The organism is Hydrogenivirga okinawensis (genome assembly GCF_055385515.1).
The window spans coordinates 1,434,379-1,453,154 of record NZ_AP042386.1 but is presented as its reverse complement, the minus strand read 5'-3'; the positions used below and the strand labels follow the sequence as shown (position 1 = coordinate 1,453,154).

General features: G+C 49.9%; 16 protein-coding genes. 5 read left to right on the top strand and 11 right to left on the bottom strand.

Annotated features, from left to right (window positions below):
* The first annotated feature begins 1 nt into the window (after nucleotide 1).
* From nuoL to ACZ483_RS08295, 4 genes are read left to right on the top strand one after another with little or no spacing between them, the layout of a single operon-like run.
* On the top strand, nucleotides 2–1,849 hold the full coding sequence (gene nuoL, locus ACZ483_RS08310; RefSeq protein WP_464323709.1) for an NADH-quinone oxidoreductase subunit L: 1,848 nt from the start codon (nucleotides 2–4) through the stop codon (nucleotides 1,847–1,849).
* Nucleotides 1,849–3,324 (top strand): complex I subunit 4 family protein, encoded by a 1,476-nt coding sequence (locus tag ACZ483_RS08305; protein ID WP_464323708.1) that lies wholly within the window; start codon nucleotides 1,849–1,851, stop codon nucleotides 3,322–3,324. The genes nuoL and ACZ483_RS08305 overlap by 1 nt, the downstream gene beginning before the upstream one ends.
* A 3-nt stretch (nucleotides 3,325–3,327) precedes the next feature.
* Nucleotides 3,328–4,719, top strand: a complete 1,392-nt coding sequence (locus ACZ483_RS08300; RefSeq protein WP_464323707.1) for an NADH-quinone oxidoreductase subunit N — start codon at nucleotides 3,328–3,330, stop codon at nucleotides 4,717–4,719.
* A gap of 4 nt (nucleotides 4,720–4,723) precedes the next feature.
* Nucleotides 4,724–6,103, top strand: a complete 1,380-nt coding sequence (locus ACZ483_RS08295) for a S8 family peptidase (protein WP_464323706.1) — start codon at nucleotides 4,724–4,726, stop codon at nucleotides 6,101–6,103.
* Here ACZ483_RS08295 and ACZ483_RS08290 read toward each other — a convergent pair.
* Nucleotides 6,080–6,277, bottom strand: a complete 198-nt coding sequence (locus ACZ483_RS08290; RefSeq protein ID WP_464323705.1) for a hypothetical protein — start codon at nucleotides 6,275–6,277, stop codon at nucleotides 6,080–6,082. The two genes, ACZ483_RS08295 and ACZ483_RS08290, sit on opposite strands and share 24 nt — an antisense overlap.
* A 22-nt stretch (nucleotides 6,278–6,299) precedes the next feature.
* Between ACZ483_RS08290 and dxr the strand changes: the two genes are divergently transcribed.
* Nucleotides 6,300–7,445, top strand: a complete 1,146-nt coding sequence (gene dxr / locus ACZ483_RS08285; RefSeq protein ID WP_464323704.1) for a 1-deoxy-D-xylulose-5-phosphate reductoisomerase — start codon at nucleotides 6,300–6,302, stop codon at nucleotides 7,443–7,445.
* On the opposite strand, the gene ACZ483_RS08280 is transcribed toward dxr, so the two are convergent.
* From ACZ483_RS08280 to ACZ483_RS08235, 10 genes are all read right to left on the bottom strand, one after another.
* Nucleotides 7,405–8,277: a flippase-like domain-containing protein gene (locus ACZ483_RS08280; RefSeq protein ID WP_464323703.1), complete on the bottom strand. Its 873-nt coding sequence runs from the start codon at nucleotides 8,275–8,277 to the stop codon at nucleotides 7,405–7,407. The two genes, dxr and ACZ483_RS08280, sit on opposite strands and share 41 nt — an antisense overlap.
* The gene (locus ACZ483_RS08275; RefSeq protein WP_464323702.1) at nucleotides 8,274–8,882 is read right to left on the bottom strand and encodes an FAD-dependent oxidoreductase; all 609 of its coding nucleotides are present in this window, start codon (nucleotides 8,880–8,882) and stop codon (nucleotides 8,274–8,276) included. Before ACZ483_RS08275 ends, ACZ483_RS08280 begins: the two co-directional genes overlap by 4 nt.
* Nucleotides 8,883–8,911: 29 nt before the next feature.
* The gene (sbcD, locus tag ACZ483_RS08270) at nucleotides 8,912–10,042 is read right to left on the bottom strand and encodes an exonuclease subunit SbcD (protein ID WP_464323701.1); all 1,131 of its coding nucleotides are present in this window, start codon (nucleotides 10,040–10,042) and stop codon (nucleotides 8,912–8,914) included.
* On the bottom strand, nucleotides 10,020–10,778 hold the full coding sequence (locus ACZ483_RS08265) for an LOG family protein (protein WP_464323700.1): 759 nt from the start codon (nucleotides 10,776–10,778) through the stop codon (nucleotides 10,020–10,022). The genes sbcD and ACZ483_RS08265 overlap by 23 nt, the downstream gene beginning before the upstream one ends.
* Complete coding sequence (locus ACZ483_RS08260; RefSeq protein WP_464323699.1) at nucleotides 10,771–10,977, bottom strand: hypothetical protein; 207 nt, start codon at nucleotides 10,975–10,977, stop codon at nucleotides 10,771–10,773. Before ACZ483_RS08260 ends, ACZ483_RS08265 begins: the two co-directional genes overlap by 8 nt.
* A gap of 8 nt (nucleotides 10,978–10,985) precedes the next feature.
* Complete coding sequence (gene dnaN / locus ACZ483_RS08255) at nucleotides 10,986–12,077, bottom strand: DNA polymerase III subunit beta (protein WP_464323698.1); 1,092 nt, start codon at nucleotides 12,075–12,077, stop codon at nucleotides 10,986–10,988.
* Between the two features lie 65 nt (nucleotides 12,078–12,142).
* A complete protein-coding gene (gene bioB, locus ACZ483_RS08250) occupies nucleotides 12,143–13,147 on the bottom strand; it encodes a biotin synthase BioB (protein WP_464323697.1) in 1,005 nt (334 codons plus the stop codon).
* 28 nt (nucleotides 13,148–13,175) lie between these two features.
* Nucleotides 13,176–15,305 carry a DEAD/DEAH box helicase family protein gene (locus ACZ483_RS08245; RefSeq protein WP_464323696.1) on the bottom strand — a complete coding sequence of 710 codons (2,130 nt, stop codon included), beginning with the start codon at nucleotides 15,303–15,305 and terminating at the stop codon, nucleotides 13,176–13,178.
* A 2-nt stretch (nucleotides 15,306–15,307) separates the two neighbouring features.
* On the bottom strand, nucleotides 15,308–16,144 hold the full coding sequence (locus ACZ483_RS08240; RefSeq protein ID WP_464323695.1) for a hypothetical protein: 837 nt from the start codon (nucleotides 16,142–16,144) through the stop codon (nucleotides 15,308–15,310).
* Nucleotides 16,141–18,756, bottom strand: coding sequence for a DNA methyltransferase (locus tag ACZ483_RS08235; RefSeq protein ID WP_464323694.1), 2,616 nt, complete (start codon nucleotides 18,754–18,756; stop codon nucleotides 16,141–16,143). The genes ACZ483_RS08240 and ACZ483_RS08235 overlap by 4 nt, the downstream gene beginning before the upstream one ends.
* Nucleotides 18,757–18,776 lie beyond the last annotated feature (20 nt).

The following is an 18,776-nucleotide window of genomic DNA, read 5'->3' as shown; positions in this document are numbered from 1 at the left end:
GATGGAAGGTCTCATTGTAATACTCGCACCTCTCTTAGCCTTCTTGATAACAGGTTTCTTCGGAAGACAGATAGGGGATAGGGCGAGCGGGATCGTTACGATCCTTGGAGGAGCGATATCCTTTCTCTTCTCGATAATCGTCAGCTTTGAAGCACTGCATTCTCCCGTTCAGATAAAACTCTACGAGTTCCTTCCCTTGGAAGGCTACACACTATCTGTTGGCTTCTACTTCGACGCCCTCTCCTCCATCACAGCAGCAGTCGTCACCTTCGTCGCTACACTCATATTCATCTACTCCATAGGCTACATGCAAAGCGAGTTCGGTAAGTGGGTATACAAGTTCTACTCCTACCTCTCCCTCTTCCTCTTCGCCATGCTCCTTATAGTTTTGTCCGACAACCTCCTCGGTATCTTCTTCGGCTGGGAAGGTGTTGGTCTTGCTTCCTACCTTTTGATCGGCTACTACCATAACCAGAAAAAAGCTACAAACGCAGCCTTAGAAGCCTTCGTTATGAACAGAATCGGTGACTGGCTCTTTGTCTTCGGCATCATCGCCACCTTCCTGATCTTCAAAACTCTGGACATTGTCCAGATCTTCGAGCAGGTTCCCCACACTCAGAGCGCTATGATCGGTCTCGCTACTTTGCTCCTCTTCGGTGGTGCTGTGGGAAAGTCGGGTCAGCTACCTCTCCACACGTGGCTCCCCAACGCTATGGCTGGTCCTACTCCGGTCTCTGCTCTCCTTCACGCTGCCACTATGGTCGCCGCAGGTGTCTATATGGTCGCAAGGCTCTATCCTCTCTTCGAAGCGGCTCCCCAGACTCTGAAGGTCATAGCGGTTGTAGGAGGACTTACAGCTCTCTTTGCTGCACTTGCCGCCACCTCCCACACCGACATGAAGAAGATCATCGCCTTCTCCACCATGTCCCAGCTCGGTTATATGTTCCTCGCCCTCGGCGTGGGAGATAAAGGCGGTGCTATGTTCCACCTTACTACTCACGCCTTCTTCAAGGCTCTCCTCTTCTTGGCAGCTGGTAGCGTCATTACCGCCTTCCACCACAGGCTCTACGACATATACAACTTCGGTGGTCTTAAGAAGTACATGCCTGTTACCTATGCGAGCTTTGTGATAGGTGCTCTCGCTCTTGCGGGGATCTTTCCCTTCTCGGGTTTCTGGTCAAAGGACAGGATCATAGGTAGCTACTACGAGGCGAGCTTTGTCTGGGGACTTTTGGGGACTGTTGTGGCTTTCTTGACAGCCTACTACATCTTCAGGGAGGGATTCGTGGTTTTTCACGGTGAGGAGAGGTTCAGGAAGATAGATCCTCACGAGCCCAAGGAAGTGGGGTCTGTTATGACTGTTCCTATGGTAGTTCTTGGGGTTATGGCTATAGTTGCGGGATTCTTTGAGGGCTGGTATATGCACGCTGTGGGAGGGGAGCATAAGGAGATTCATCTGAATGTCGCTCTCACCTCCGTCGGTGTCGGCGTGGCGGGAATTTTGATCGCTTACGCGGTCTTTGTCAAAAAGTTCTTAGATCCCGAAAGGACCTACGAGTCCCTGAAGGCACTGCACACCACCTTCAGAGAGCAGTTCTTTACCGAGAAGCTCTACCACGGGATCCTGGCTTTTGGATACCTTAGCTACTCCAGGGTTCTCTATGCGGTGGGGGAGAGGCAGTTCATAGACGGGGTGGTGAACGGGGTTGCCTTCGTAGTTCAGTCGGTAGGACAGGGGCTCAGGTTTCTACAGTCGGGTAAGATAAACTGGTACGCCCTTGGTCTGGGAACGGGATTTGCTATACTTGTTCTGCTTCTCTTAGGACTTATATACGGAGGAGGATACTGATGGAGCATCTCCTTAGCCTGATAATATTCCTGCCCCTCCTGACGGCGGGAGCGGTTGCGATAGTTAGAAAGGAGTCCTTTGCAAAGATATCCTCCATAGCAGTCTCGGGAATAGTCTTCCTGCTTTCACTTATTCTATTTCTGAACTTCGACTTTTCTAAGGGGGGCTTCCAGTTCGAGACTAAGATAAACTGGATCCCGACGCTGGGCATCTCCTACCACCTCGGCGTAGATGGGATGGCCATTTCCCTTATACTTATGACCGCCCTCCTTTTCTTCACCGTGTTCGTCTGGTCTATAAGGATAGAGGACCGTCCCGTCCTGTACACAGCCCTCTTTCTGATGCTTGAGACCGCTTGCTTAGGGGTCTTCTCAGCCCTCGACTTCTTCCTCTTTTACATATTCTGGGAGGGGATGCTCATACCGATGTACTTCATAATTGGCTTCTGGGGGCACGAGAGGAAGGTTTATGCGGCGAACAAGTTCTTCATTTACACCTTCTTCGGTAGCCTCTTCCTGCTCTTGGGTCTCGCCTCGGTTATAGTTTACGGATACTTCAGCACAGGACAGATAACCTTCGATTACATAGAGCACACGAAGATGGGTTATCCCCTATGGCTTCAACTGGCTGCTTTCTTACTCTTCGGTATAGGCTTTGCCGTCAAGATACCGATGTTCCCGGTTCACACGTGGCTACCGGACGCCCACGTTGAAGCACCTACTGCCGGATCGGTTATACTTGCCGGTGTTCTCCTGAAGATGGGAACCTACGGCTTCGTCAGGTATTCCCTTCCCCTATTCCCCGACGCCTCGAAGTACTACATACCGCTCATCTTTGGTCTGAGCGTTGTAGCGATCATCTACGCAGCCATGATGGCGATAGCCCAGACCCACATAAAGAGGCTCATCGCCTACTCCTCCATATCCCACATGGGTATAGTTACCCTCGGAACCTTCGCTTTAGACAAGGATGCCCTTAACGGTGCGGTTTACATGATGATAGCTCATGGACTCTCCTCGGCAGCCCTCTTCTTCGCTGCAGGCTTCATATACGACAGGATCCACTCCTACAACATGGACGATCTCGGTGGTCTCGCGAGATACATACCCAACTTCGCGATCTTTTTCATGATAGCTGGTCTTGCCTCCATAGGTCTCCCCGGTCTCGCGGGTTTCATAGCAGAGTTTCTCGTTCTCCTTGGAACCTTTAAGACCCATCCCGTATGGGCGGTTATAGCCGGAACGGGGATGATCTTGGGAGCGGCTTACTTCCTGTACATGTACAAGAGGGTAATGCTTGAGGAGGAGACTATATCGGATCACAGAAGGGAAAAGTGGAAGTCTTTGAAGGATGTAGAACCTCACCATGTTGTTCCTTTCGTTCTTATATTAGCGGTGGCCTTCTTGATGGGTCTCTATCCCGCTCCCTTTGTCAGGATAATGGAGCACACCGCGAGGCTTGTGTTTGGAGGTTAAGAGGTGAACTGGAACGCCCTGCTCCCGGAACTCGTATTAGGCATAGGGATACTTATCATTTTTTCCTTAGAACTCTTCCTTAAGGAGAGATATTACAAAACACTGACCCTTTTGGGGTTTGTCACCATAGTTCTCTCTGCCCTCTCCGTCTTCTTCGTAAACTATCCGGCTTCAACACTCTTTGACGGTTTTTCAGTCTCCGGTTTTAACCTGATTGCCAAGTTCCTACTCCTTGCAGTAACAGGGCTTGTCCTGATAGCCTCTTACGACTTTTTCTCTAAGAAAGGCTCAGTTTACAGCGAGCTCCCATATCTATACCTGATAGCCCTCCTCGGGCTCATGGTTATGATCTCCTCTGAGAACTTGGCAATAATCTTCGTTGGTCTTGAACTCGCCTCGATAACGATGTACATTCTTGTCGGGCTTTTTAGGAGAGAATACTTTTCCAAGGAAGGAGCTTTCAAATATCTCGTTATTGGAACTACGGGAACCTCGATGTACGCTCTCGGTTCAGGACTGGTCTACGGATCTACCGGGAATATCCAGATCGGTTTTCAGAGAGCTGAGGATCCGATCTTTGCCCTCGGTGTGCTTCTAATAATGTCAGCCTTAGCCCTAAAGGTCTCTGCAGTTCCTTTTCACTTCTGGACGCCCGATGCCTATGAAGGAGCACCCACCCCCACGACCTCATTCCTCGCCACCGTTCCCAAGATAGCGATGTACTTCCTTTTCGTAAAGCTCACCCTCTTTCTCTTCTCCGCCCTTCCGGTCTGGGAGTTCCTTATTGGAACCGTCGCGATAGCCTCGATGTTCTACGGAAACTTCATGGCTTACATACAGAGGAGCGTTAAGAGGCTTTTAGCTTACTCCTCAATAGCCCATGCGGGATACTTCACCTTGGCGCTGATTACCGTCGATAAGCTCCTGATGAGTTCCCTCCTCTTCTACGTTTTCGTTTATGCTCTTGCAACCCTGGGAGCTTTTACCGTTCTGTCGGTCTTGGAGAAGAAAGAGGGGTGGACTCATCACTTCCTCGACTTTAAGGGTGTGGCTAAGGAGCATCCCGTTTTAGCCTCGCTCCTTTCCCTCTTTCTCTTTGCCCTGATAGGGATACCGCCGATGGCTATCTTCGTGGGTAAGCTCGGTATATTCATGGGTCTCGTTAAAGGTGAGCTGTTCATCCCAGCGGTCCTCTTTGTTATAGCGAGCATAATATCGGCGGGTTACTACCTGAAGGTCATAGTCTATATGTTCCTTTATGAGAAGGAAAGGGATTGGGGAGAGACAAAGACCTCCGCGGGAGAGTCCTTTGCACTTCTCGTATCGACCTTAGCCGTCCTCTTTTTCGGTATCTTCCCAAACACGTTAATGGATCTGCTTCTTAAGTTTGTTTAAAGATATGACGGGGCTGATAGTTCTACTGCTCTACCTTTCTATCGCCTTTGGAGAGACCTTCATAGTAAAGTTTAAAGAAAGTCCAGACAGAGTAAATCTGGCAGGTGTTAAAGTAATAAAGAAGTTCAAGAATTACGCCTTGGTGGAGGTTCAGGATAACACTTCCCTCGTTAAAGCGCTCTCGGTAGATTCCAAGATAGAGTATATAGTGAGGAACATAAGACTCCGAGCCTTCGCAGTTCCAAACGATCCCAGATATTCTGACCAGTGGGGGTTGAGGATAATAGGGGCGGAGCAGGCATGGGACGTGAGCGCGGATTGCTCTCCTACGGTCGTAGCGATCATAGACAGCGGTGTAGATTACCTCCACGAGGATCTGGCTGGCAATATATGGATCAACGAGGCAGAGGTGAACGGTGTCCAGGGAGAAGACGATGACGGAAACGGTTATGTGGACGATCTTTACGGTTGGGACTTCGTCCAGTCTGACGGTGAGCCTTTGGACGAGAACGGTCATGGAACCCATGTCGCGGGAATAATCGGAGCATCGGGTAATAACTCCGTTGGCATAGCCGGAACCTGTTGGAAAGCAAAATTGATGCCTGTAAGGATCCTCGATGCTTCCGGTATAGGAGATGCATTTAGCTTTCTTGAAGCGGTTTATTATGCAGTCGATAACGGTGCTAAAGTAATAAACACAAGCTTAGGAACCTGCCCCATAGGACATCCAACCTGTGATATATCAGATACCAACGATTCGAGCCTGCAACCCCTCAAGGATGCCATAAAGTACTCTCTTAATCGTGGTGTAGTCATCGTGGCCGCTTCTGGTAACGATGGCGTAAACACAGATACGTACCCTGTCTTTCCAGCTTCTTACTCTAAGGATTATTCGAACGTTATAAGCGTCGCGTCAATCGATTCGGACGGTAAGCTTTCTTCCTTCTCAAACTACGGTGTCGATACGGTCGATGTGGCAGCTCCAGGAGGGAGCGATAGTAACGGCAAGGGGATATTGAGCACGTGGACAGGCAACTCTTACATTTACGCTCTCGGAACTTCCATGGCAACCTCTTTCGTTACAGCTGAGGTCGCTTACCTGCTTTCTTCAAACCCGAATATGACTCCTTCAGAGGTGAAGGAAACGGTTTTATTGGCCGTTCAGAGCAACCAGTATCTTCAGGAAAAAGTTAAAAGCGGAGGGTATGTGAGCTTGCCAACTGCTATATCTGTAGCTATCAACACTTCTCCTCAAATAAATGCAGAACAATCCTACTCCAGCGCTTCAGGGGGAGGTTGCTCTGCCCTTGAGGGAAGCTACGCTTTGTTGTTAGTGCTAATATCCCTCCTTCTAAGGAGATCACTCCTCCCAAAACTCTCTTAGCATCTCCTCCCTTCTCTTCTGTTCCTTCCTGTATTTGAAGTAGGCCATAACACCTATGATAAGCATTATGCCGAGGATAATGGGAAGAACTATGATACCCACGATCAGTGTAAGGGCTGCTATGAAACCGACCACAAAGCCTGCAAGGAACATAAAGAGGCACTGAAGGGTCATCGGAAATAAAATATAACAGGTTATGATAAGGCTTGCCGTTTTAGGTTCCACGGGGTCAATTGGAAGTCAGACCCTCGAGGTGGTAGAGAAGTTCTCCGATGATATAGATGTTGTATCCCTCGTTGCGAGGAGGGCATCCAAGGAGCTTCTCTTTCAGGCTAAGAGGTTCAAACCACAGGTGGTGGTAACTTACGAGGATCCTGCGCAGGAGTGGCTCTCTGAACTTCCCGAGGAAACCGAGCATGTGAAGGGAGATGAAGGCTTAGAAAAAGCCATAGAGATAGCTGACAGGGTCATGAACGCGGTATCTGGTGTTCATGGTATAAAGCCGGCCTACCTTACTCTGAGCAAGGGAAAGGTCCTTCTCGCTTCAAACAAAGAATCCATAATCTGTCTTGGGGAACTGGTCAGGGAGAAGAGGGAAAGGATCGTACCTGTCGATAGCGAGCACAACGCCCTCTTCCAGCTTCTTGAAAAGATAGACAGGGAGGATATAAGGTTTATCTACCTGACAGCCTCCGGAGGTCCTTTCAAGGATTGGACTTTGGAGGAGATGAAGGAAGCGACACCTGAGCAGGCTCTTAGGCACCCTCGGTGGAACATGGGGGCAAAGATAACGGTTGACTCGGCAACCCTTATGAACAAGGGCTTCGAGATGCTCGAGGCTAAAAACCTCTTTGATATAGAGCTCAGCAGAATAAAGGTGGTTATCCACCCCCAGAGTGTAGTTCACGGAGTGGTGGAGCTCAAAGACGGTTCCTTCTTCATGCATGCGAGCAGGACCGACATGAAGATACCCATAATGCACGCTCTCTTCTACCCCGAACGTAGGGAGTATCCATTCGAGAAGGTGTCTCTCCCCTCCTTGTCTCCCGTGAGCTTCGAGGATGTGGATACGGAGAAGTTCAGGGCCCTCTACCTCGCCCGATGGGCTGGTGAGATGGGAGGAGTCTACGTTCCGGTTCTCGTAGGAGCCGACGAGGAGGCTGTCTCTCTGTTCTTAGAGGGGAAGATAGGATTTCTCAATATTGTAGATCTTATAGAAAAAACTCTCTCCGAGGTAAACGTACCAGATCCTAAGAGCGTTGAGGAGATACTCGAGGCGATAGATTGGGCTCGCAGGAAGGTCAGGGAGATTTACGAGAGAGAGTATGCAGGAGCGCTATAGAGAGGACTCCCCAGACAGCGGAGGAAACTACAAGGAAGGTGTGGGCTACGAACCCAGCCTTGAGAGCTTCCTTTAGCTCAACACTGGACAACTTCAGGGGGAGGACGAAACCGGCTTCGTAGGTTCCGTACCCGAAGAAGCTGTGAACGGGCAGGATAGTGGTCAGTTCCCCAGCCGAGAAGGAGAAGCTAAACAGGAAAGGATCTATCTCGAGGAACCTTCTTACGAGAACGTAAACAGATAGAGCCTTCAGGGAGAAGCTCAGAAGGGAAAGGAGGAACAGCCCTAAGGAGAGGAGCGATCCCGTCTCCCTTCTCAGAAAATTTTTCAGCTCCTTCAGCTTTCCGAAACTTGGGATAAGCTCGCGGGAGAGAGGAAGCAGAAGGGCGAATGCCGGCAGGATCGTCAGAGAGAGTAAAAGCAGCTCCTTCCGGTAAACCAACGAGTAGCTGAGGATTAGAAGAGAAAACATACCCAAAAGGTCGTAAATTCTGCCAACGAGAAAGGACCACAGGGAGACCTTTAGCTCAACTCCGAGCCTCTTGGCGTAGTAGAACCAGCTGAGCTCTCCTGTCCTCGCCGGCAGGATGTTGTTAAAAAATATATTGGCGGAGTTTATGAGGAATATGTCTTTGAAAGACAGTCCACGGAGCAGGAGTTTCCAGCGAAGACTCCTTCCCACCTGGCTCAAGGTGTAGAGGAGGAAGGCGAGAGCCGCGTCCGACGGTTTCGTGCTCTTAAAGGTTTTCAGTATATCCTCAAAGCCAATTAGGTAGAAAAGGAGGGCAAGGAAAAGGAGGGTTATACCTGCCGGGAGTAAAGACCTCTTCACCCTTCAGGCGGAACGTCATGGATAACTATCGGTTTACCCGCCCACTCGGAGAGGATGTTTATAGCGACCTGGACACCTGTCCCTGCGGCTGCGGTAAACATAGAACTCGCACCGGCGAGAAGACCGGCAACGTAGAGACCATCCCTTATCCTGTAATCGCCGTCGTGCTTCACCATCACCCTGCCGGGCTTAGGAGACTTGGGGTTGTCCACCACCTCCACCCCCTCACACTCTATATCGAACCTGTGAAATCCACTTGCCAGGACTACGAACTCGGACTGATACTCCTTCCCGCTTTCCGTAAATATCTTGAAGTTTCCCCTTTCTCCCTCCACCCTAACAACCTTATCTTCAAGGAAGTCCACACCTCCGTAAGACTTTATCTGCTCCTTTATCTTATCTATAATTTCCCTTCCGAGGACTCCCTGTGGAACTCCCGGAACGTTGTTGAACAAAGCTCTGTTCATATCGGATCTGCCGGTGTCGAGAACGAGATACCTCCTGTCCTCCGCCCACTCCCAGCCTCTACCTCTGGCTGAAGCTAAGGTTAAGGCGCAGGAGAGTCCGGAAGCGCCTCCTCCAACGATTACAACGTCATACCTCATGGAGGATAATTATAGCCTACTTTTTCTCCTTACATACTCTCCTCTGCCCTTTTCAATAGTTCAAGAAAAGTCCTTTCTAAATCTGAAGGGATCTCCTTGCCGTAAGAGGTTCTGTAGTACTCCCTGTACAACTCTACGGGGTCGAGTTTTGTAGTTGACGGGAGTTCCGATCTCGGCATATCGTCGCTTACCTGCTCTATCTTCAAAAGCCTGTCTCCGAGCTCCTCCCTGAGTCTATCCACGGTCAGGGAGACGTTGCTCCTGTCCTCCACTTTCAGGAAGATCTTCAAGTAGCCACCCCCTCCCTTGAGCTCCGGGAGTTTCCTGTAAACTTCACTCTGTTTCAGATCGAAGACCTTGAGGGGATTCTTAAGGTCGAACTTTATCTTCTCTATCCTCGGGACGTTTCCTTCAAAGATAATGAAGTTGAAAAACTTGTCCTCGCCAGCTTCGGAGAAGTCGAGCTGGTAGGGTGTCCCTGTGTAGTAGGCATAGGTAGAGGCACTCTCTATCCTCTGGTATCTGTGGACGTGTCCGAGGGCAACGTAGTCGAAAAGGTCAGTCAGAGCTGCCGGATGGACGGCGTAGTGCTGGGTTATCGTCGCCTCCTTTTCCGTCCTCGTGTATTTCGAACCGGCTATGAAGAGGTGGGCGAGCAAAATCCTGTATTTAGCCTCCTTAACGTTCTCGGCAAGATAGGCGATAAACCTTGAAACGAGCTGGGCGTAGGTACTTTTAGAGTCTTCCTCGGCGGAGGTTATTACCCTTTCCGAAGGGTAGGGTAGGCAGGCTACCGCGAGGTCTCCTCTTCTGTAAAGAAAGTTTTCTTTACTTGGTCTGTCGAAGATGTGGACGTTTGCGAGTCGGGAGAGTCTGCTTATGCTCTTCATAAAGTCGTAGCTGTCGTGGTTCCCCGCGATAACCACCACCTCTATACCGAGATCCCTCATTTTAAGGAAGAGCTCGTTAAATACCAGCTCCTTAGATTCGTTGTCGGGGTTAGCTTTGTCGAAGACGTCGCCGGCTACAAGGAGCAGATCGGGGGAATTCTCTCTGCAGAAGTAGATAACCTGCTCGAGGGCGTAGTGAAGGTCGGGATTCCGGCTCACCTTACCGAGGGTCTTTCCGGCGTGAAGATCAGCTATGTGCAAGAGCCTCATGATTCTTTAAAATCCTCCTGAGCTTCTCCATAAAGCCCGTTTCCTCCCCGTAATACTCCTCTAAGTAGTGGTACTTCTCTTTGCTCCTCTCGTAAACGAGATCCACAACCTCCTGAGAGGAATCTACCAGACTCATTAGCTCAACGTCGCTCTCGTCTATCGTCCCAAACCTGACCATCACGTTCCTCATGTACTCTAAGAGAGGCTTCCAGTACTCACTTCCAAAGAGTATGAGAGGAAACCTGTAGCTCTTTCCAGTCTGTATCAGGGTGAGGGCTTCGAAGAGCTCATCGAAGGTACCGAAACCTCCGGGAAAAATCACGTAGGCTAAGGAGTACTTTATGAGCATGACCTTCCGGACGAAGAAGTAGTCGAACTTGAGGGAGAGAGTTTGATACCTGTTTGGATGCTGTTCCTTCGGTATTTCTATGTTCAGTCCGACGGAGGTCGTTCCGCTGTCGAAGGCTCCTCTGTTCGCCGCCTCCATTATCCCTGGTCCTCCCCCTGTTATTATCGTGTAACCGAGCTTTCCCAAGTTGAAGGCCGTCTCGTAGGCTAATCTGTAGTACTTGTCGTCCTCAGTACTCCTCGAACTGCCGAAGAAGGTAACGGCAGGTCCTACGTCGGCGAGCTCGTCAAAACCCCTCACGAACTCGCTCATTATCTTCAAAACGCGCCACGTATCACCCTGCTTTAGCTTAAGCTCCTCTATGATCTTAAGGCTGTCCTTATTCATAGATGTCCTTCAACATATCCTTGAGCTTCAACTTCTCTCCGCTCACCGAGGTGTTTACCCTGACCGGATAGCGGACGTATCTCTTCTTCTTTTTCTTGTAGGTTATGGATTTTTTGGACTTGGCAACATAAACCTTTTCCTTCCCCCACGCCGGGAACAGAAGAAGAAGAAAGATTATCAAAATACCGGCAACCTTCATCGTTCTTCCTACACGCGCATCGGCATAATTATACATCTGTAAGGATCCCTTTCGAAATCGTCGGACTCCAAGAGCGCCGCCGTATCAGGCGTAGTGAACTTAAACCACACCTTCTCCGAATCGAAGGCGTCTAGCGCCTCGAGTATGTACTTCCCGTTGAAGCCTATCTCGAAGGCTTCTCCCACGTAGTCAACGTCGAGTTCTTCCCTCCCCTCTCCGAACTCTGGATCCATAAACTCTAAGACAGCTAAGTTATCGCTCAGGGTTATCTTCACCGGAAACATCTTCCCTTCAGAAAGACCTGAGAGTCTCCTCAGGGCTCTCTTCGCCTCTTCAACATCGAAGAGGACCTCCGCGGAGAACTCGGTGGGGATGACGGCTAGGTAGTCTGGGTACTCACCTTCGAGGAGGCGGACTATGAGCTTCCAGTCCTCTGCAGTGAAGTAGGCAAAGCTCCCGTCCTCGCTCTTGGCAACCTTGACCTCCTCTATCCCTGTCAGCAACCTCTGGAGAACTTTCAGGCTCTTCCTCGGTATCAGAAGCTCGTGGGAGAAGGATCCTTCCGGTTCGAAGAGGGCGAGCCTGTGTCCGTCCGAACCCACAAAGTGAACTCTCCCGTCGTGTCCACGCATGTACATACCTTGAAGGGCTATCCTCGTCTCCTCCTTCGCTATCGCATACTCCGTCTTATCTATTCCTTGAAGTATCAGGTTCCCGCTCACGCTCTCCTCCCCCTCGATGACCTCGGGAAACTCAGGAAAGTCTTCGGGCGGAACGGTGGGGAGCTTGAACCTGCTCCTGCCTCCGGATATGACAAGCCTGTCCCCCTCGTTCTCTATGTAAACCACCGCGGAGTTCAGGTTCCTAACTATGTCGGACAAACTTCTCGAGCTCACACAGACGGAGCCCTTCTCATCGACGTCAGCCTTTACGCTCAGAACGAGGTAGTTCTCTAAATCGGTGGCTTTTAAAACTAGCTTTCCGTCCTCCGTAGTTAGTAAGAAGTTGGTAAGTATCGGTAGGGCAGACTTCTTTTCTGTAGCTTCCTTAGCCTTTTTGAGAGCCTCCTCGAACTCCTCCCTATCGATCTGGAGTTTCATATTCTTCCCTCCGTCGGATTTGAAGTATTTTAACCTATTATCCTAACGCTACTGTAAGTCTTAGGCTAACTCAAAATCTCTTCCTTACGCTTAGCCCTCAGATCCTCGAGGAGCTGGTAGTCCTTCCTTATATCCCTTCCCGCTCTCGTTAAGTAACCACCTACCATCATAGCGTTGGTCATCAGGACCGCCATTCCGTGGAAGTCCCTTAGATTCTGTTCTCTTCCTCCGCAGAGTCTGAGCTCCGCCTTAGGGTTCGTGAACCTGAACATGGCTATAATCTTGAGGGCTTCCAAAGGAGCCACTCCCGGGGCATTCTCCAAAGGCGTTCCCGGAATGGGCATCAGGAAGTTAAGGGGTATGGAGTCCACCTCGAGCTCCCTGTAGGTCAGGGCGAGATCCACCCTGTCCTCGTCCGGCTCTCCCATCCCAAAGATCCCTCCGCAGCAGGTGGAGAGTCCGACCCTCTTTATCCTCTTTATAGTCTCGTACCTGTCCTCCCACTTGTGAGTGGTAACTATCTTTGGGAAGAAGTTCCTGCTTGCCTCGAGATTATGGTTTATCCTCTTCACCCCCGCCTCTTTCAGCTTCCTCAAGCTCTCCTCGTCCATAGTCCCCGCGGAAACGCAGACGTTTATGGGGATCTTCTCAACCTCCTTCACCTCCCTCACAGCCTCCGCTATCCTGTCCACCTCCTCGGGGGTAGCCTGCTTCCCTGCAAGGACAACGCAGTACCTGTTAGCTCCGAACTCCACACCCCTTTCCGCCCCCTCGACTATCTCCTCCTTGGGAACGAGGTTGTAAACGTTTATGGGCGTCCTGTAGAACTTCGACTGGGCACAGAACTTGCAATCCTCTGAGCAGGCTCCGCTCTTAGCGTTTATGATCGAACAGAACTCCAGTTCGTTCTCGGGAAAGAACTGTTTCTTGAGCTTCTGGGCGAAGTGGGTTAAGAAGGCAACGTAATCGTCGGGAATGTGAAGCAGGGAGAGAGCCTCTTCCTTTGTAAGAGGTTCGTACTTAGAAGCCTTTTCGTAAAGATCTATGATCAAGCTCTCATACCTATCCATACTCACCACCTCCGAAATGACCTTAATTTTAACTTCTGCCCTCGGGATTGCAAGGTGAAGAGCCGGGAACTCTCCTCACATAGTCTAACAGCATCCCCAAGAGTCTGTCGAGATTTCTGAAATGTTTGTGATCGTCTATCTCTATGTGGTTGTCCTTACCTTTTAAAAGCTCCTTGATCCTTTCGAGCTCCGATGGAAGGCAGTTCCTCTCAAGCAAAAACCTTTCTACAGGGACCAGGTCTAAGTAAAGCTTCAGGAGCTGGTAGTTTCTCTCGCTCATCCTGAGCTTCGAGGCACGCTGGAATCTCGAGGTATCTTTGCTCTTCCGTGTAAAATTACCCACTCCTTCCTTCACGAACTCGAGCTCTTTTAGAACCGTTTCCATTGCTCTTCTGTTCGTAGCGAATATAAAGAGGCTCTCGAGGGCTTTCACTTCAGGTGTGCCCACATGGTTTATAAAACTTTTATCTGCCTTCAGCAGGAGGTCCAGCCTGAGCCTCTTATCCTTCAAGGGTTCTATTCTTACGCCCCTTCCAGTTGCCTGAAGCACGAACTTCCTCGCCTCGATCTGGGTGCCGAGATTCACAAAGGTTATCAGGTTGGGCCTGGGACTGTCCCAGCCTTCGTAGAAGGCTCTCGAACCTATGAGCAGGTTTATAGGGCTGTCCGCTTCGTTGAGCCTATCGAAGTACCTTGGATCTTCGTGAACCTTAGTCTCTCTGTAATTCCAGAGAAAGTTCTTCTGAATCTCAGAAACCCTGCCTATCTTTATGAGCGCGAAAGGAACTCCTCTCGAGGACGTAAGACTTAAGGCTACCTCCCTATCGTTCTCCTCCGAGTAAACGTACTCTATCTCACCCGGTCCGTAAGCGTTGAAGACCTCCCTGTAGAGATTTTCCGGCTGCAGGTCTTCCAATATATCCTTCATGAAGTCCAGCTTTCCCGAACCGATGGTGTACTCTGACCCATCGAACTCCTTCAGGAGTTCCACCTTCACTCTATGAAAGAGGTCGGTATCGATCCGTCTGCCCACGTTCAACAGCTCCTCAAAGAGGAGCCTCAGATCGGAGTCTTCCTTATTTACAGAGTTGACGAGGTATAGAGCCATTGGACTGTGGTAAAGTCCCGGCAGACGAGCCTTTGCCCTCTTAAGACCCGTCAGCAGGAGTAGGGTCTTCAGAATGAGCTTTCTCTTCTCCTCCGAGGTAAACTCCCTCTTCTCCCCCCTATCGAAGCCTCTCACCTCGGTACGGAACAGGAATATCTGCTTTCCGTATCCTTGTGAGATCAGTGTGTGCAGGTTAAAGTTGTAAACCGTCGTGGCTATATCTATCGGATCCGTAAAGGTTGCAGAGAAGTTGAAGAGAAAGCCATCCTTGGCAAGGGCACTGACGATGAACTGCCTTTTACTTTCGTTTTTGTCCCCCTTATGTGCTTCGTCTAAGATCACGTACCAGTTTCCGAGGATGTTCCCTTCCCTGTCTCTGTCCAAGAAAGCCCTGAAGTCTAAGGTTTTCTCCCCCCTCTCATCGGAGAGGAGATCGTATCGGTAGTAAAAGATCTTTCTGAACAGATCATCCCGAACCTTGTACCTTTCGTAGTCCCTCAGACTAAATGGGCGCATGCGCTCTTCAGAGTTGGCTTTGTTAAACTCTTCTAAATATTCCAAGAAGGCTCCTACGAGATCTTCCCGGGCGGTCAGGAAGAGAATGGGTTTCACGGGAAGGAGCGATTCCTCCATTAATCTGAAGAGTAGGTAGGCGAGCTTTACTATTATCAACGTCTTTCCGGAACCGGTTGCCATCCAGAAACCCATCCTGTTGGCTATTTCCTTGAAAGGCAGGACGCCCCTCTCGAGCTCGAAGAACTCCGAAAGCAACCCGGCGAGCTTAGAGTTTTTTATCCTCGGGCTTAGTTCGTTGTAGTAATCAGTGTACAGCCGGGCAAACTCCTCCTTACTGGCTCGACAGTCCCCGTAGTAGAGGTGTAGGATCTTAAGGGCATTTTCTAAGGCTTCGTACTGGTAGGGGAACAGAACTTTGTTCGGGGAAAATCTTCTATCGAGAATACGCCACGCCTCCGGCAGTTCAAGCTGGTTCGCTATCCCTTCGAGTACTGGTTTTACACCTCCTCTTTTAGCCTCCTCCTTACTTCCCATACTCATGTACCCCTGTAAATTTTGATCCTGTCGCTCTCAAGATTAAGCAGATCCTTCAGCTTCTCCTCGCTCACACGTATATCGTTCAGATATATACTCCCAGCCCCAGCTGGCGACCTTCCTCCACCGAAGTTTATTCTGTAAAGTCCGAGGTAGCGATAGAGCGCCCCGCTCTTCGGATTACGGATCCGTTTTCTCTCCCTGTTCTTCTCATCCCAAAAGTGGAAAAGGTTATCAATCCACTTGAGAAGGCTTTTATTTCCACCCACCTTGTTATCAGCTTCCTCCTTAACCAATATGTAGAACCCGGAGCAGTAGTTCAGAAATATCCAGAGTCCCTTTTCGACAGGCTTCAGCTCTATTCCCCTTATCCTTCCGATAATAGATCCCCTGTAATTGCTCCTCTCCCTCCTCGTTCCACTTCCCTTGGGGACTCCTTTACAATCCCAGAGGCGCTCTTCGAGCTTAGGATCTATTCCTGTGAACTTCCTCACGCTCAGTTGTTCACCTCGCCTGCAGTACCCTTTAGTCTTAGCCTTTCTCAGGGCACCCAAGAGATCGCTAAGTCTGACCTCCTCACTCGTTATCCTCACAAGAAAGGCACCGGCATACACCTTGTCCACGGCGTTTTTGCTGAGCCTCTCGAACATATCGAACACAACCTGTTGCACCGGTGCAAAACCCGCCTGTCTCGTCAGGTTCTTCTCTTCCAATACGAACAGCTCACCATCTATCGGAAGCATAAAATCTATATCCTGAGCGATAAGCCCAGCCCACGAGCTCTTAAGCTTACTCCTTATCCACCAAGAAAAGGTCCTTTCGAACCTTCCATCACTCATACCAGCAGCAGCGTCCTCAGGACGGAAGATCCTTCGGACTTGAGCTTCTCCTTTGCGGACCTGTAGCTCAAGCCGAGAGCGTTAACCAGGCTTTCCACGATGTCCACCTCCCTTTCCGGATACAGCTTGCCCAGATCTATGTTCCATCTGCCCTCATCGATCTCTACAGCCTTCGCGAGCTTTCTGTCGAAAAGGAAGGGACTAACACGGGAAAAGCTGAGCTCTTTATCGTTCTCGAGGAGCTTTTCGTAGAACTCCTTTGCCTCCACGTCCGTGTACTCCACGCTCCTGAGTATATCCTCGAACTGCTCAAGCTCGTAGTACTTGAAAAAGCCTCCCGCCCTCTTCTCGTTGTATATCTCCCTAACGTCCTTCTCCTTAGAAACCCCCGTCCCATCGTAGGCGAGAACCCTCTTCATCCTCGGAAGGATTACGGTGTGGAAGTGCTCCCCCATCTCTATGCCTATCCATCTCCTCCTCAGCTTATGGGCTACCGCGATCGTAGTTCCTGAACCGAGGAAGAAGTCCAGAACCCAGTCTCCCTCGTTAGAGGTGCTCTCTAAAACCCTCTTCAGCAGTATCTCCGAGTTCTCGGTTTTAAAGCCCCACTTGTCCGAGTAAGAGGGGATATCCTTCCAGTTGTCCGTTATCTTCTCCTCGTCCGAGGTCAGGTATTCCACTTTCCAGTTGTCCGCCCCACAGCTCAAACACCTGTCCAACCGCTTAACGCCGTAAACCTTGGTGTCTACGGACAGATCGAAGAACTTAAACCTCTCCTTAGACTTGAACACGTAATCCACAAAGCCTTCACCCCTCTCCTCCTCGTCCCAGTAGTAAATTGCTTTACACTCCCTGCATCTGAGTCTTATATAGTGCTCTCTCAGCAGTTTATCCACCTTGTCCTGAACGAGGGCGAAGTGCTGTCCCGGCGGTGGGAGGAGAACCTTACCAAAGAACACCCTCTCGGGAGGGTTCCTCTCCTCCTGCTTTAGAAAACCTGTCCACTTCAGATTAGCCACACTCCTACGCCTGTAAAGGTCCCGCCTGAAGAACCTCTCGCTTTGGGAGAAAAGGTACAGGTACTCGCTCTCCGTTTCGAACTTGCCGGGAGTGCCGATGGCCTGACGCTTTCTGTTTATAAGTATCTCGTTCCTGAAGTTCTCCTCTCCGAAGATCTCATTCATCAGCGCTCTAACTATCCAGTTTCCGTTGTAGTCGCATCTCACAAAGATGCTACCCTCTTCTTTTAAAAACTCCTTAGCCACGCTCAGTCTGTTTTCGAGCATAGTAGCCCAGGTGGCATCCTTGTAATCAACCTCGTAGAAGTAATCTGCACTCTCACCCTTGTTGAAAGGCGGATCTATGTAAACAGTCTGAACCTTTCCCCTAAACCTCGGGAGTAAGGTGTTGAGCGCCTGCCAGTTCTCACTCTTTATCAGAAGACCGTCGAGCTCCTCGTCGAGATCGAAGAGCTCTACTATCTCTGCCTCCATATCTTTAAAGTGCTTTGTATCTATGGGCAGGAACCGATACTTCGGGTTCAGCTCCTTTCCGTGCAAGGACTCTACGAGTATATCCTCCCTACCGATGTTCTCCTTCAATATCCCGAGATCTCTCCACTCCCTAAGCTGGTCCTGAAAGTTGGGATGGTCGATGATCCTCTCGATAAGCTCTATACCTCCCCTCTTTTCTGCTATCCTGTCGAGGCTTACCACGTAGTTGGAGTTGAATGTGAACCTTGGCTTTTCCCAGAGCCTCTTTATCTCTTCCTCGAAGCCCGCTACCATTTCTATGACCCTGTAAGCTATATCCTTCAGAGCCATAAGTTGATTTATCCTCTCCGGAGGTAGAGTTTCCTCTTCCCCAGCGATAAAGTACTGGAATAGCCACAGGTTGAACTGCTCCTTTAGAAACCTCTCTGGATCCTTGTGGATAAAGTAGTCCGCCTTTGTCTGCCTTTCGAAGGTTTTCATCGCTCTGTTCAGGTGTTCGCTACTGAAGTTCTCCGCTAAAGCCTTAAGCCCCCTCTCCTTAAAGCTTCTCTTTACTGCCTTTATTATGGTTTCCTCCTTAGTTTCTCTTCCCCTTTCCGAGTACTCGACCTTAAGGAGTATCCTACCCTTATCGTCTAAACCCTGGAAAGAGTAAATCAGCTTTCTCTTTTCGTTGCTCTTCTTGTGCTCTATCTCCGATGCGTCGAAGTAGAAGGTGTAATCCTCATCGAGCCTTATCTCCATCGACTTAACTATCAGATCGGACTTCAGGTAGTAAAGATCCTTGGTTTTCCAGAAGAGCTTTATATCTTCCTTACCGTAGATCCGCTCGTACTGTCTGTAGTAGACATAGGACTTGACAAAGAATACAGAACCAGTCTCCGAGAAGTAGGGCTCAAAGAAGGTGTAGAGTTTACGGTAAAGCTCCTCTTTAAACTCTGGAAACGGTGACAGCCTCTTATCTATGTACTCTCTGAGCTTGGGTTTTAGGAAGTTGGCAAAGAACCTCCTCTTCTGTCTTATCAGGTTCACATATCCGCTCTTTCCCTCGGGCTCCGCACCGGCGTATAGGTTTTCCAGCACTCTCCAGAACTTCTCTTCCGAGCTGGACTTCGTCATCTGGACTTAGTATACTAAAC

Excerpts from the sequence above, each read along its gene's own strand:
- ACZ483_RS08260 (WP_464323699.1), bottom strand. The coding sequence starts at position 10,977 with ATGAAGGTTGCCGGTATTTTGATAATCTTTCTTCTTCTTCTGTTCCCG.
- ACZ483_RS08240 (WP_464323695.1), bottom strand. The coding sequence starts at position 16,144 with ATGAGTGATGGAAGGTTCGAAAGGACCTTTTCTTGGTGGATAAGGAGT.
- ACZ483_RS08275 (WP_464323702.1), bottom strand. The coding sequence starts at position 8,882 with ATGAGGTATGACGTTGTAATCGTTGGAGGAGGCGCTTCCGGACTCTCC.
- bioB (WP_464323697.1), bottom strand. The coding sequence starts at position 13,147 with ATGGATAGGTATGAGAGCTTGATCATAGATCTTTACGAAAAGGCTTCT.
- ACZ483_RS08290 (WP_464323705.1), bottom strand. The coding sequence starts at position 6,277 with ATGACCCTTCAGTGCCTCTTTATGTTCCTTGCAGGCTTTGTGGTCGGT.
- ACZ483_RS08245 (WP_464323696.1), bottom strand. The coding sequence starts at position 15,305 with ATGGGAAGTAAGGAGGAGGCTAAAAGAGGAGGTGTAAAACCAGTACTC.
- nuoL (WP_464323709.1), top strand. The coding sequence starts at position 2 with ATGGAAGGTCTCATTGTAATACTCGCACCTCTCTTAGCCTTCTTGATA.
- ACZ483_RS08305 (WP_464323708.1), top strand. The coding sequence starts at position 1,849 with ATGGAGCATCTCCTTAGCCTGATAATATTCCTGCCCCTCCTGACGGCG.
- dnaN (WP_464323698.1), bottom strand. The coding sequence starts at position 12,077 with ATGAAACTCCAGATCGATAGGGAGGAGTTCGAGGAGGCTCTCAAAAAG.
- ACZ483_RS08235 (WP_464323694.1), bottom strand. The coding sequence starts at position 18,756 with ATGACGAAGTCCAGCTCGGAAGAGAAGTTCTGGAGAGTGCTGGAAAAC.
- dxr (WP_464323704.1), top strand. The coding sequence starts at position 6,300 with ATGATAAGGCTTGCCGTTTTAGGTTCCACGGGGTCAATTGGAAGTCAG.
- ACZ483_RS08295 (WP_464323706.1), top strand. The coding sequence starts at position 4,724 with ATGACGGGGCTGATAGTTCTACTGCTCTACCTTTCTATCGCCTTTGGA.
- sbcD (WP_464323701.1), bottom strand. The coding sequence starts at position 10,042 with ATGAGGCTCTTGCACATAGCTGATCTTCACGCCGGAAAGACCCTCGGT.
- ACZ483_RS08265 (WP_464323700.1), bottom strand. The coding sequence starts at position 10,778 with ATGAATAAGGACAGCCTTAAGATCATAGAGGAGCTTAAGCTAAAGCAG.